The sequence below is a fragment of the Arcicella sp. GW822-FHT02H01 genome, assembly GCF_058802005.1.
On record NZ_JBXANT010000002.1, the window covers coordinates 108,900 to 124,158 of the forward strand.

A 15,259-nucleotide genomic window follows, 5' to 3' on the forward strand; every position below is an offset into this window, starting at 1 on the left:
AAAAAGTTGCATTTATGATACGCAGAAATATATTTCCATCATTATTAGAGCATTTGTCAAAGCCTCAAGCCACAGTAATAACTGGAATGAGAAGGGTTGGAAAGTCAACCGCTTTGAAATATCTATTGACACAAGTACCACATAATAATAAGGTTTATTTGGATTTGGAAAGGGTTGAAAACCGTTATTTGCTCAATCAAACAAATACGAAAGATATTGAAATTGGCTTGGCAATAGAAGGGATTGACCTTTCAAAACCAGCTGTAATTGCACTAGATGAAATTCAGTTGGTAAACCAAAGTACAAGTGTGATAAAATTCCTATATGACACTTATGGTACAAAATTCATTGTTACGGGATCTAGTTCATTCTATTTGAAGAACCATTTTTCAGAAAGTTTGGCTGGCAGAAAGAGAATTTTTGAGATGTATCCTTTGGATTTTGCGGAATTTGTCGCTTTCCAAGGAGAAAGTCCAACACTTTTAAAACAGTTTGCTGAAGCTCCCTTCCATCTTAGTATTTACCTTAAATGGAAGGCATTATATGAAAATTTTCTAAGTTTTGGAGGATTTCCTGAAGTTGTTTTAGCTGAAACCGAAGAGGATAAAAAAGCTTATTTACGAGATGTAATTAATGCCTACATTGAGTTAGACATAAGGTTATTGTCAGATTTTTCGGCATCAGATGACCTTTATCGATTAGTAAGATTATTGGCTGTAAGAACAGGTAGTAGATTAGATTTTAGCAAATTAGGTGCTGTGCTGGGTATAAATCGTGCGAAAGTAAAAGAATATATAAGTTTGTTGGAACATACATATTTTATAAAATCAGTAGGAGCATTTACGCAAAGTTTGGATAAGGAGTTTTCAAAACAAGAGAAAATATACTTAGCAGATACGGGCTTATTACAAGCATTGGCACAAGTAAGTAGCGGACAAGTTTTTGAAAATGCAATTGCTTTACAGTTAAGTCATCTAGGTTCAATTCAGTATTATCAGAAGAAAACAGGGTTAGAGATAGATTTTATTTTAGAGGGTAAAAAAGCAATAGAAGTAAAAGAAACACCGACGCCACACGACGAACAAATATTAAAAAACAGAGCTAAAAGCTTGGGATTGGACACTTATTATTTAGTTGGACGGCATCAATCTCCTAATGATTTCAAAGATTTTGTTTGGGGAGGAAGTTTAATCAGTCAATAAAACCACAAGATTTATATCAATTGATAATAAAAGAATGAAAATTACAAAACACATCTTCCTTTTTGTCGCTATCGTATTGTTTACTTCTTTTAATAAACAAGATGCAGGCATCCAAGTGCAAAATTTACGTTGCGAAATGCTAGTAAATCCTGAAGGAATAGATGTAGTAAAACCTAGATTAAGTTGGGAAATTACGGCTTCCCAAAGAAATATACAGCAAGTTGCCTATCAAATTTTGGTAGCTTCTACACTTGAAAAACTAGCTGCTGACGAAGGCGATTTATGGAACTCAGGGAAGGTATTATCTGATGAATCTATTCATGTAAAATACGCAGGAATAGCATTAAAGAGCAAGAAAAGATGTTTTTGGAAAATAAAAACTTGGACAAATAAGGGGGAATCAGCTTGGTCTAAAACAGCATTTTGGAGCATAGGCTTATTGAATTATGTAGATTGGAAAGGGCGATGGATTGGTCTCGACCGTTCTTTTGAATGGGATAATGAAAGCCAATTTGCCAGACTCTCAGCAAGGTATTTTAGGAAAGAATTTGTAGCCCAAAAAAGTATCAAGCAAGCTACTGTTTATATAGTAGGCTTGGGGCTTTATGAATTGTATATGAATGGGCAAAAGGTAGGTGACCAAGTGTTAGCCCCAGTTCCTACTGACTATACCAAAGGGATAAAGTACAATACCTTTGATGTAACCAAACTCTTACAAGCAGATAAAAATGTTATTGGAACAGTGTTGGGAAATGGACGTTTTTACACCATGCGTCAAGATTATAAACCATACAAAATCAAGACATTTGGGTATCCTAAAATGCTGTTGAATTTGGATATAGAATATACAGATGGCACAAAGGAGACAATATCAACCGATGAAAGCTGGAAAGTGACTGCGGATGGTCCTATCAGAACAAATAATGAGTATGACGGCGAAGAGTATGATGCTACCAAAGAAATGCCTAACTGGAACAAGGTAGGATTTGAAGATAAAAATTGGCTAAAAGTACAATTAGTACAAGAAGCAGGAGGAATGTTTGAAGCGCAGATGACGGACAACATGAAAGTAATGGAAACCATCAAACCTATATCTATCAAAAGCTTCAATGCCAATACTTATATTTTGGACATGGGGCAAAATATGGCAGGTTGGTTAAGAATGCGTGTTACTGGTAAGAAAGGAGATAAAATAGGTCTTCGTTTTGCTGAAACGTTGCAAAGTAATGGAGAATTGTTTGTGAGGAATTTAAGAGACGCCAAAGTAACAGATGTGTATACGTTAAAAGGAGAAAGACAAGAAACGTGGGAGCCTTCATTTGTATATCATGGCTTTAGGTATGTAGAAATAACGGGTTTCCCGACTGTGCCAACTGTCGAAAACTTTGATGGAAGAGTTGTTTATGATGACATGGCAACGATTGGAGATTTCGAAACATCAGATAAAACCATTAACCAAATTTATAAAAATGCCTATTGGGGTATCAGAAGTAACTATAAAGGAATGCCTGTTGACTGTCCACAAAGAAATGAACGCCAACCTTGGTTAGGAGATAGAACCACAGGAGCTTATGGCGAAAGCTTTATTTTTGATAACGTTCGCCTGTATTCGAAGTGGTTGAATGATATTGAGCAAGCACAAAAACCAGATGGGAGTATCCCTGATGTAGCCCCTGCTTTTTGGCGATATTATGGTGATAATGTTACTTGGCCTGGCACTTACATTACTATTGCAGATATGATGTATCATCAGTTTGGTGATCAAGAAACGATAAAAAGTCATTATCCATCTATGAAAAAATGGATAGATTATATGCAAGATAAGTACTTGGTAAATGGATTAATTACAAAAGATAAGTATGGTGATTGGTGTGTGCCACCTGAGTCTTTAGAATTGATTCATGCTAAAGACCCTGCTCGTCAAACAGATGGAGAATTATTGGCTTCAGCCACTTATGTAAAGCTGTTGGATGTGATACAAAATTTTGCTCGCTTACTCCACAAATCTGATGATATCAAAGCATTTGAGCAAAGCAAGCAAGCAATTATCAAAGCATTTAACAAGAAGTTTTTAGATAGTAAAAATGGACAATATAGTAATGGAACGGTTACGGCAAACCTGTTGCCTTTGATGTATAATATGATTCCTGCCAATGAAAAAGCAAAAGTTTGGAAGAGTATTGTTGATAAAGTTTTAATCGAAAACAAAGGACATATCAGTACAGGCGTGATTGGTACACAATGGCTAATGCGTGGATTAAGTGACAACGGACGTCCAGATATAGCCTATACGATTGCTTCTAATCGAGATTATCCAAGTTGGGGATATATGGCAGAAAATGGTGCTACTACTATTTGGGAGCTTTGGAATGGTGATAAGGCAAACCCAGAAATGAATTCTGGAAACCATGTAATGTTATTAGGGGATTTGATTATCTGGTACTATGAAAATGTAGCGGGAATCAAATCTTCCAAAGAATCAGTTGCTTTCAAGAGAATCGTAATGAAACCTGAAATGATTGCAGGGTTAACATCTGCTAAGGCTTCATATCACTGTATGTATGGCATCATCAAATCTGATTGGAAAAAAGAGGGGAATAAATTTCAATGGAATATCAGTGTCCCAGTAAATACTAAATCTTTAGTTTATCTGCCTACTAATTCACTTAATCAAGTCACAGAAAGTGGGAAAGCAATTGCATCAGTAGAAGGAGTGAAGTTTATAAAAGCAGAAGGCAATAAGTTGATATTGGAAGTAAGTTCTGGTAATTATTCCTTCAATGTTAATTAATTGTTTTGACAGCAGGCATTAAAAATATTAAAATTCAATACGCATTATCATGTTAAGAAAAAGCTTATTTACGGTATTAATGGCAGTTTGTGTGTTTTTCACCATGCAAACGAATGCTCAAAAATGGAAATCGGGAATATTATTAGATGAGTTTGTCGTAGAAAATCCTCCGTTCCCTGAAAGCCATGCAGCCACCATTGCCGAAACACCCAAAGGGCTAGTGTCAGCATGGTTTGGTGGTACTAAAGAGCGAAACCCTGATGTATGTATTTGGGTAAGCAGAAACGAAAATGGAAAATGGTTAGCCCCACAAAACGTGGCTAATGGTATTGTGAATGATACCCTACGCTATGCGTGCTGGAATCCAGTATTATATCAAATCCCAAATGGCGATTTAATGCTTTTTTATAAAATTGGTCCTAGTCCTGCAAAATGGAAAGGGTGGTTAAAAACATCTTCAGATAATGGTATTACTTGGTCAGCAGCAAGAGCTTTACCAGAAAATTATATCGGACCTGTTAAAAATAAACCAGTGTTGTTAAGTAATGGCAATTTGTTTTGTCCAACTAGTACAGAAGGCTCAGGATGGAAACTCCATTTTGAAGTAACACCAGATTTTGGAAAAACATGGAGAATCGTTGGCCCCATCAGTGATGGAAAAACCTTCAATGCTATCCAGCCAAGTATTTTAGACTATGGCAAAGGCAAATTACAAATTTTAGCAAGAAGCAGAGACAGAGCAATTATTGAATCGTGGTCATACGATAATGGTGAAACTTGGACGCCATTGGCTAAAACCAATTTGCCTAATAATAATTCAGGAACAGATGCTGTGACCTTGAAAGATGGTCGTCATTTATTGGTATATAATCATGTGTTACCTCCAGGAGATTTAGCCAAAGGTCCGAGAACACCACTGAATGTATCATTAACCAAAGATGGCAAGCAATGGTACGCAGCTTTGATTATTGAAGATTCACCTATTAGTCAATATTCATATCCATCTATTATTCAAACGTCGGATGGCTTAGTGCATGTAATTTATACTTGGCGACGCAAGAAAATAAAACATACTGTTATTGACCCTTCAAAGCTAAAATTGAAGAAAATCAGCAATGGAGAATGGCCACAACTAAAAGGATACGAAGCACCAAAAGGAGGAGAAATTACTAAAGACTAATCTCATGAAATATCTAAAAACACTCTGCTTGCTCTGTTTGACCTACTTTTCTTTGGCGCAAACAGCAGATAATTCTTTCAAAAAACCATTGAAAGAAGTGATTGCTCAGATTGAAATTCGTTTCAAAGTAAAAATTCGTTATCCCGAAGAGTTGGTAAAAGATAAATGGGTGACGTATGCAGATTGGCGTTTCAGACCAGATTTTGAGAAAACGATGAACAATGTATTGTCGTCGCAAGATATTACGTTTGCCAAAGAAGGCGAAAAAAAATATAAACTTCAAAGCTATCAGTATCATCTGAAAACACCTGAGGAAGGTGAACAACAATTAGCCTATTTATCTACTTTGTATAATGATGAAGCAAGTTGGGAAAAACGCAAAGAAGAATTAAAAGCTTGTATGTGGGACGCCTTGAAGCTTTCGCCACTGCCAGCTAAACCACAGAGTAAGGTAATCACCAGTAATAAGCGTAAAATGGACGGCTATACCATAGAAAATGTAGCAATCGAGACGCTCCCTGGGGTATATGTATGCGGTTCTTTGTATATGCCTTTAGAAAGTAAAGGTAAAATCCCTGTGATTTTAAATCCAGATGGACATTTTGGAGATGGACGTTATCGGGCAGATTGCCAGTATCGTTGTGCGATGCAAGCTAAAATGGGAGCGATTGCTTTCAGTTACGACCTTTTTGCTTGGGGAGAATCTACATTACAATTCAAATCAGAGTTTCACAGAAAAAGCATAGCCATGTCTGTTCAGGCTTTAAATAGCATTAGAATTTTAGACTGGTTACTTTCTTTTAGTAATGCAGATGCTAGTCGTGTAGCCATTACGGGTGGTTCTGGTGGGGGTAGCCAAACGATGTTGATAACCGCTTTAGATGATAGAATTACGTTAAGCGTGCCTGTGGTGATGTTATCGTCTTATCATAGTGGGGGTTGTCCTTGCGAAAGCGGTATGGGCGTACATGTATGTGGTAATGGCACAAATAATGTTGAAATAGCCTCAATGGCGGCACCAAGACCACAGTTAATTTTATCGGATGGCAAAGACTGGACACAGCATGTGCCTGAAACAGAATTTCCTTTTCTACAAAAAATATATGGGTTTTATGGCGAAAAAGATGCCGTGAAAAATGTGCATTTTCCAACAGAAGGACATGACTACGGAAAGAGTAAACGCATGGCATTGTATGATTTCTTAGCGAAAAATTTCCAGTTGGATTTGAAAAAATTGAAAGATAAAGCTGGAAATATCGATGAATCAAAGGTGACAATTGAGCCATTCCCAGCCATGTATGTTTTCGGAGAAAAGGGTGAAAATCTTCCTAGTAATGCAGAGAAAAGTTTTGAAACATTAGAAAAAATGTTTGAAGAAGCTCCTAAAAATTAAATAAATGAAAAAGCTACCGATAGCAATTTTTGTAACGAGTATGACAATTTTATGCTCGTTGCCATTGAAGAGTATTGCCCAAACAAATCATCAATATAAAATTGGGCTAATTGATTTGATGCTTTTGAAGAGACAAAAACTGGGAGCTTTAACCCTTACGAAAGAAATTGGAGCAGACGGCGTAGAAATAGACATGGGTGGATTAGGCAAACGACCAACGTTTGATAATCAGTTAGCTAACGATTCTATCAGAAATGTTTTTCTGACAAAAGCCAGAGAGTTGAATATTGAAATGTTCTCGTTAGCGATGACTGGCTATTATGCTCAATCTTTTTGTGGACGAGAAGAGTACAAAAAATCAATTGAGGATTGTATTACTACAATGAAATTGATGAATATCAAAGTAGCATTTTTGCCATTAGGTGTTCAATGTGATTTGAAAAAAGACCCTGCTGTCAGAGACTCAGTTGTTGCCAGACTAAAAGTAGCAGGACAAATGGCTAAAAAAGCAGGCGTAGTGATTGGAATAGAAACGGCGTTGGATGCTACAGAAGAAGTAAAGCTATTGAAAGAGATTGGTTCTGACGGTATTAAAATATATTTCAATTTCTCTAACCCTCTAAAAGAAGGGCGTGATTTATATAAAGAATTAAAAATATTGGGTAAAAATAACATCTGTATGATTCATTGTACCAATAAAGATGGTGTATGGCTACAGAATGACCCTGAAATAGACATGAAGAAAGTAAAAGCTACGCTTGATAAAATGAAATGGAGTGGCTGGCTAGTAATAGAACGTTCGAGAGATGCTAATAAGCCCAGAGATGTAAAAGGAAATTTTGGTGCTAATACAACTTTCTTGAAAACAGTTTTTCAAAACTAAATGATGAAATATTTTTTTATAGTTTTCTCTTTTTTAATCATTGCTTTTTCATCAAATAGTCAGGCACAAACGGATATTTGGGTATCTCCTGATGGACTTGATGTAAATATTGGTAGCCAAGATAAGCCCTTGCAATCAGTAGCGATGGCTATTCGGAAAGTACGCGAGATGCGTAGGCTATCGGATGGTAACTTGACGAAAGCCATACATATTTATGTACGTAAAGGGAATTATCAATTGTATGAGCCAATTGTAATTCGACCAGAAGATGCTGGAACGGCTGTTAGTCCGACTATTATCGAAGCAGCACCTAACGAAAAACCCATTATTAGTGGTGGTATAAGCATAACAGGTTGGACAAAATTAAAGGGTAACCTTGCAGGTTTACCCAAAGAAGCTATCGGGAAAGTTTGGGTAGCGGATGCGCCAAAAGTAGGAGGAGATTTGTTGAAATTCAGACAATTATGGGTGAATAACCAAAAAGCTGTTCGAGCTAAAGATACGCCATATCCAACCATGAATCGTATTTTATCTTGGAACAAGAAAGAAGAAACCTGTTGGATTCCTGCACCAAAATTTGGGGATTTATCCAAGGTGAATGGCATGGAAATGTTCATTCATCAATGGTGGGCTATTGCTAGTTTGCGTATCAAAAAAATGGAAGTACAAGGTGATAGTGCTAAGCTTTCATTTTTTCAGCCAGAAAGTCGCATACAGTCAGAGCACCCTTGGCCGGCGCCTTGGATTTCAAAAGAAACAGGAAACTCTGCATTCTATCTAAGCAATGCCCTCCAGTTTTTGAACCAAGAAGGTGAATGGTTTTTGGATAGCAAGACTGAGAAAGTTTATTATATCCCACGTGCCAATGAGGTGATGGATAAGGTGGAAATAATAGCGTCGTCATTAGAAACATTACTTAAAATAGAAGGAACAATTGATAATCCTGTAGCGTATGTTTTTTTTAAAAACATTGCTTTCAACCATAGTGCATGGTTGCGCCCTTCTCAACAAGGGCACGTTCCGCATCAAGCGGGTTTATATATGTTAGATGCCTATAAATTAAAAATACCAGGCACACCTGATAAAAAAACGTTAGAGAATCAAGCTTGGGTTGGTCGACCAAAAGCGGCTGTTGAAGTTTCTTATGCCCATCATACGGGCTTTGAAGGTTGTCGTTTTGAGCATTTAGCCTCTACTGGACTTGATTATCACAAAGGTGTCTACGACAATACTATTAAAGGTAATCTTTTTAAAGATATAGGCGGAACAGGAATTCAGGCGGGTGTCTTTGCAGACGAAGCTACTGAAATACACTTGCCTTATAATCCTTGTGATGAAAGAGAAGTATGCACCAACTTATTGATTAGTAATAATTTAATTACTGACGTTACGAATGAAGATTGGGGTTGTGTAGGCATCGGAACAGGGTATGTAAAGGGCATCAATATTGAACACAACGAAATTTCGGATGTGTCTTATTCAGGCATTAGCATGGGTTGGGGTTGGACGAAGACTATCAACGCAATGAAGAATAATAAAATTACGGCTAACAAAATACATCATTATGCCAAACACATGTACGATGTAGCAGCAATTTATACATTGTCAGCTCAACCGGGTTCTGTTATTTTAGAAAACTATGTCGATAGCATTTACAAAGCCCCTTACGCGCATATCCCTAACCATTGGTTTTATTTATATACAGATGAAGGGTCTTCTTATTTTACGATTAAAGATAATTGGACTCCCTCAGAAAAATTCCTACAAAATGCTAATGGACCAGGGAATACTTGGCAAAATAATGGGCCACAAGTCGCAGATAGTATTAAGGTTAAGGCTGGTATTCAGTCGGAATTCAGCTATCTGCTAAATGATAAAAATCAGGCAGATAAGTTTTGGACAATCAATGTAGAAAAGCCTGTTATTATAGAATTGATTACTGAAAAGGATAAAGCAATAGACAGAAAAAAATTAGATGAGATTCTTTTGAAGAGTAAAGTTTCGCAAGATGCATTATTTCAATGGGAAAATCATTTAGTGATTTTTGATAAAGTACAAGATGTGTATTTGCTTCGAGAAAGGCTGAAAAATGCTTTCCCTCAAGTACAAATTAAAACTTATGACGATTTGTTTTATGAGTTTAACCAAGAAAGATGTAAGAATGGAAAGGTGGCTAAAGAGTGGTCGCATACTATACTGACAGCCAATCTAGTAGCAGATACTACGTTACAAAAAGAATATTTGGCTTATCATGCTACACAATTTACCAAATGGCCAGAAGTAGCCCAAGGCTTTTGTAATGCCGACTTTCAACAATTACTCCTGTATAAAAATGGCAGACAATTGATGTTAGTTATTAGTATTCCCAAAGGCGAAAATTTAGATAAACTCAATCCAAAAACCATTGAGAACAATCCTAGAGTAGTAGAATGGAATACCTTGATGAAAAAATATCAAGAAGGAATTACAGGTACAAAAAAGGACGAAACATGGGTTTTTCTGAAACCTGTAAATAAGCAGTAAAACAAAGCTAAAAATTTAATAAGTTGTAAACTAGTACTTAATAAAAAAATAGGATAAGTATTTTCTGAAATTCCGCTGTTTGAGCGAAGCGAGTTTCGGAATTTCTTGATTTTCTTTTGTTACTTTTCTTGTATCAAGACAAGAAAAGTAAGGCCTTAACAGAAGAAATAAACTAAATGATTTTTCAAACGATAAAGATATTTAAGATTAAAAACCAATAGCAATAAAAATGTTGAAAATAGCAATTTTAGGTTTAGGAGAAGGTCGAAGTACCATGTCGGCTGCATTGGCTAGCAAAAAATTAGCATTAGTTAAAGTATGCGACCGCAATATTGATTTATGTAAGCAAAGAGCGAAGGAGTTCGACTTTCATCGTTATACTACCGAATATCAAGATTTATTGGATGATAAAAATATTGACATCATTGCGATTTATACGCCTGATAAATTCCATGCAGAACATACTAAACAAGCATTATTACATGGCAAACATGTAGTGTGTACTAAACCTTTTATTGACGATTTATCAAAGGCTAAAGAATTAATTGAGCTTTCAGAAAGGACAGGCAAAAAGGTTTTTGTCGGACAAAGTTCTCGTTTTTTTGAACCAATGAAAAAACAAAGAGAAGACTTTGAGGCAGGACTTATCGGAGAATTAATCACTATTGAAGGTTATTACCACGCTGACCACAGATGGTTTCTGGATAAAGGATGGTCGTTAGAGAATGCTTTCAAATGGCTTTATGGGGGATTGAGTCACCCAGTAGATTTTATCAGATGGTATTTGCCCAATATTGAAGAAGTAATGGGTTACGGCATGTTAAGCTCGAATGGCTTAAAAAGAGGCTTGAAAAATGCCGATACTATGCACTTTATTTTTAAAGCGACTGATGGACGAATTGCGAGAGTAAGTGGAGCTTATACAGGGCCTGTTCAACCAGTAGTTCGCGATAGTGAAATGAGCTGTATCCTAAGAGGGACAGAAGGTTGTAGCCAAGCTGATTATATGGATTTACGCTATGCCGTTACTACCAATACAGGAGAAGAAAGAGTACAAACTTGGGAGCACAAACTTAAACATTACTTCCGTTTTGAGGGCAAAAGCCATCATGCTGGCGAATACCAAAACTATTTAGAATATTTTGCTGATTGTTTAGAAAATGGTGAAACGGCTTATCCAAATATCAAAGAAGGTATCGGAACGGTGGCATTATTGCAGGCAATGGATAAGTCTTTACAGACAGGAGTCCCTGTAAAAATTGCGGACGTTTTGGCTACACATCATCTTAGTGCAGACATTTTAAATAACTTTAGATGATGGGAAACATCGTAGAACGCCTAACCTTTTTAGATTATAGTATTGTGGTAGCCTATCTGATTATCTTGATAGTGATTGGTTACAGAGCAAGTTTTTCAGACAAAACTAACAAGGATGAAACCCTATTTCTGGCTAATAAATCGTTAGGATGGTCGAGTATCGGTTTTAATATGTGGGGTACTAACGTGGGACCTTCTATGCTACTTGCCTTTGCGAGCATAGGTTATAGCACGGGTATTGTAGCCGTTAATTTTGATTGGTACGCATTTGTCTTTTTGTTTTTGCTTGCTATCGTTTTTGCCCCTAAATACATTGCAGCCAATGTAAGTACCATGCCTGAATTTATGGGTAAACGTTATGGTGATTCTACTCAAACTATTTTGGCTTGGTATGCCTTAATCAAAATATTAATCTCTTGGTTATCGCTTGGTTTGTTTGCAGGAGGCTTTTTAGTGAGGCAAATTCTAGGAATACCTATGTGGCAATCTGTGATCGTCTTGGTTTTGTTTGCGGGCATATTTGCCTTTGCAGGAGGGCTAAAGGCAATTGCGAAAGTAAATGTATTTCAGATGATTTTACTGATTGCTGTATCTTTAACACTTACCATATTAGGGGTCATTAAAGTGGGTGGTATTTCAGAAGTTTATCATAAAGTACCTGCTCATTATTGGACGTTGATTCATCCTGCTAGCGATACAAAATATCCTTGGTATGCTATTTTATTGGGCTATCCCGTAGCGGCGGTAGCTTTTTTCTGTACAGACCAAGCAATGGTACAGTCGGTATTAGGGGCTAAAAATTTAGAGCAAGGTCAGTTAGGTGTAAACTTTATTGCTTGGTTAAAAATACTGTCTCTGCCTTTATTTATTCTAACGGGAATTTTATGTTATATCCTTTTCCCCAATTTAAAAGACCCATCTGAGGCCTATATGACGATGGTAACGAACCTTTTTCCTCCTGGAATGAACGGTTTAGTAATTGTTGTTTTAATCGCTGTGCTTGTTGGTACAATAGGTTCTTCTTTAAATTCCTTGAGTACAGTTTTTACAATGGACGTTTATTTAAAGAAAATAAATCCACATGCGACCAATCAGGAAATTATTAAAGTAGGACGATACACGGTTATTGCAGGTTGTATTTTTGCCATTATGATGGCGTTGGCAATTGATAGCATCAAAGGCTTGAATTTATTTGATGTTTTTCAATCAGTCTTAGGTTTTATAGCACCACCTTTGGCTGTTGTATTTTTACTGACTGTTTTCTGGAAAAGAACTACCAAAAAAGCGGTAAACTTTACGCTTTCGGCAGGTTCGGTCGTGAGTTTAGGGATAGGAGTAATGTATCTGTGGGTTTTCACACCTGACAAATATCCTATCTGGCCACACTATCTTTTACTGTCATTTTTAATTTTTGCTTTTCTTTTTGTGTTTGCCATCATTATATCACTGTTAGATAATGAGCCTACAGTTTATTTAGCAACCTTTGAAGAAAAAAACAGCATAGAAAAACCAACAAAAAAAGTATGGATTTCATGGATTTTGCTAACGATTGTAATGATTGCCCTTTACCTCTTTTTTAACTAATGAACTTTTAATCTAATCATATTGATATGCTTTCCACAAAAATCTCTTTGAAAACGAAGTTACTGGCTATCCTAACTTTTTTGTCTTTTTGTTCGCCAGTATTGGCACAAAATCAAGCTACTTGGATTTGGTATCCAGGCGATTTTGAAGTTTGGCTGAGCAACAAAATGCAAAATAGGAGAACAGAACGTGGTTCTTTTTTTCCTCCATTTTGGAAATTGGATAGTCACTATAACTTAGTTGATTTTCATAAAGATTTTGATTTGCCTGCCTCTGAAGAAGTGTCCCTTTTTGTAGAAGGTCAGTTTAATGTGAAGATAGATGGAAAAGCAATCAGCGGATTCCCTAAAAAAATCACAGTACCAGCTGGAAAGCATAAGCTGAGTTTAAAAGTATTTTGCCAAGACCGTGTGCCTGCCATTTTTGTACAAGGTAAAAGAGTTGTCTCGGATGCTTCTTGGTTAGTAACCTTTGAAGATAAAGAATGGATTGATGAAACAGGAAAGGCGTCTGACCAATCGGGTACAAAATGGCTCAATGCAGGATTTTGGAATTTTAATTCACCACAAGTACCTCCTTCTAAATTTAAATTAGAAACGAAGGTTCAGCATGCCGTAAAAGTTGAGAAGAAATCACAAAGCCTTTTAGCTGATTTTGGCAAAGAAACTTTTGGTTTTATCAAATTACATGGTTTAAAAGGAAAAGGTAAAATCAAGATTTATTATGGAGAATCGAAAGAGGAAGCCTTAGCTACAGAAACCTGCGAAACCTTAGATGATATTGACGTAAGTCAGGCTAAGAAAAGCAATATGACTATGGAGCTTTCAAAGGCTTTTCGGTTTGTCAATATAAAATTTGACGCGACTGTTTCGCTTGATTCTGTATCGATGTTGTATGAATATTTACCCGTAGCCGACCGTGGTGGATTCCGTTGTTCTGATGAACAGATTAATAAAATCTATGATGTTTCAAATTATACATTTCACTTGAATACACGTGAATTTTTTATTGACGGTATCAAGCGTGACCGCTGGATTTGGTCGGGAGATGCTTATCAGAGTTATTTGATGAACTACTACTTATTGTTCGATTCTCCTTCGGTTACACGTACATTGTTAGCGCTTAGAGGAAAAGACCCAGTGACTAGTCACGTGAATACCATCATGGATTATACCTTTTATTGGTTTATCGGTATCAACGATTATTATCAATATACGGGCGATAAAACATTTATTCAACAGTTTTATCCAAGAATGCAAAGCTTGATGGATTACTGTTTATCACGCCGAAATAAAAATGGCATGATGGAAGGGTTAACGGGCGATTGGGTTTTTATTGACTGGGCGGATGGTTTAAGTAAAAAAGGAGAAGTGAGTTTTGAGCAATTGCTTTTAGCGAGAAGTCTGGAAACAATGGCAACATGTGCGAATATTGTAAATGATACTGAAGGAGCAAAGAAGTACAATCAGTTGGCCGTGGAGTTGAAAGCGAAACTTTTCTCAAATTATTGGAATGATGAAAAGCACGCTTTAGTACATAGCCGAGTAGAAGGAAAACAGACTGATAACGTAACTCGTTATGCCAATATGTTTGCGATTTTCTTTAATTATTTGGATGAAGCAAAAAAGCAAGATGTTAAAAAACATGTTTTGTTGAATGACAAAATACAGAAAATTACAACACCATACATGCGTTTTTATGAATTAGAAGCGCTCTGTGCCTTGGGTGAACAAAGCTATGTGTTGAAAGAAATGAAAGACTATTGGGGTGGGATGTTGAATTTAGGAGCGACTTCTTTCTGGGAAGAATATAATCCTAACAAAAAAGGCGATGAACATTATGCCATGTATGGTCGTCCTTTCGGAAAAAGCCTTTGTCACGCATGGGGAGCAAGTCCGATTTATTTATTAGGTAAATATTACTTAGGCGTAAAGCCTACCTCTGCGGGTTATCAGACTTATTTAGTTGAACCACAATTAGGAGGTTTGCAGTGGATGGAAGGCGCTGTGCCGACACCTGATGGCGATGTAAAGGTGTATTGTAGTACAAAACAAATCAAAATAAAAGGAGCTGGTGGAATAGGTACTTTACGTTTTAAAAGCCAAATAAAACCAACTTGCCAAGAAGGAACTATCAAAGCGTTAGCAAACGATATGTATGAGTTAACCTTGGAAAAAGGTAAATCATACGAAGTGACTTATGGATTATAATATTTAGGAGTATTGATTAAAAACGGACGAATATCGTCCGTTTTTTTATTTATCCCTATAAAAACCATAAAGAAGAGTATCTTAAATAAAGAATCCTCTTTAATAAATGTAAAAGATAGTTTTGTTATAATTTTTCACATCATCTGAACATTATTTAGATAAGATAAAATTGTATA

The 15,259-nt window shown here is 36.4% G+C and carries 9 protein-coding genes; all 9 read left to right on the top strand.

Annotated elements, in window-relative coordinates:
- Positions 1-14: 14 nt before the first annotated feature.
- The 9 genes from AC1RNE_RS20825 (at position 15) to AC1RNE_RS20865 (ending at position 15,083) form a co-directional block, all read left to right on the top strand.
- On the top strand, positions 15-1,202 hold the full coding sequence (locus AC1RNE_RS20825) for an ATP-binding protein (RefSeq protein WP_492803821.1): 1,188 nt from the start codon (positions 15-17) through the stop codon (positions 1,200-1,202).
- A gap of 34 nt (positions 1,203-1,236) precedes the next feature.
- The gene (locus tag AC1RNE_RS20830) at positions 1,237-3,993 is read left to right on the top strand and encodes an alpha-L-rhamnosidase (RefSeq protein ID WP_492803823.1); all 2,757 of its coding nucleotides are present in this window, start codon (positions 1,237-1,239) and stop codon (positions 3,991-3,993) included.
- A gap of 49 nt (positions 3,994-4,042) precedes the next feature.
- Entirely contained in the window at positions 4,043-5,173 is a 1,131-nt protein-coding gene (locus AC1RNE_RS20835; protein ID WP_492803824.1) for a sialidase family protein, read from the top strand.
- A 4-nt stretch (positions 5,174-5,177) separates the two neighbouring features.
- Positions 5,178-6,566: an alpha/beta hydrolase gene (locus AC1RNE_RS20840; protein ID WP_492803826.1), complete on the top strand. Its 1,389-nt coding sequence runs from the start codon at positions 5,178-5,180 to the stop codon at positions 6,564-6,566.
- Between the two features lie 4 nt (positions 6,567-6,570).
- On the top strand, positions 6,571-7,449 hold the full coding sequence (locus AC1RNE_RS20845; protein ID WP_492803828.1) for a sugar phosphate isomerase/epimerase family protein: 879 nt from the start codon (positions 6,571-6,573) through the stop codon (positions 7,447-7,449).
- Positions 7,450-9,972 carry an L-rhamnose mutarotase gene (locus tag AC1RNE_RS20850; RefSeq protein ID WP_492803829.1) on the top strand — a complete coding sequence of 841 codons (2,523 nt, stop codon included), beginning with the start codon at positions 7,450-7,452 and terminating at the stop codon, positions 9,970-9,972.
- Between the two features lie 229 nt (positions 9,973-10,201).
- On the top strand, positions 10,202-11,290 hold the full coding sequence (locus tag AC1RNE_RS20855) for a Gfo/Idh/MocA family protein (RefSeq protein WP_492803831.1): 1,089 nt from the start codon (positions 10,202-10,204) through the stop codon (positions 11,288-11,290).
- Positions 11,287-12,873, top strand: a complete 1,587-nt coding sequence (locus AC1RNE_RS20860; RefSeq protein WP_492803832.1) for a sodium:solute symporter family transporter — start codon at positions 11,287-11,289, stop codon at positions 12,871-12,873. The genes AC1RNE_RS20855 and AC1RNE_RS20860 overlap by 4 nt, the downstream gene beginning before the upstream one ends.
- A gap of 26 nt (positions 12,874-12,899) precedes the next feature.
- Positions 12,900-15,083, top strand: coding sequence for an alpha-L-rhamnosidase-related protein (locus tag AC1RNE_RS20865; RefSeq protein ID WP_492803834.1), 2,184 nt, complete (start codon positions 12,900-12,902; stop codon positions 15,081-15,083).
- Positions 15,084-15,259: the final 176 nt, after the last annotated feature.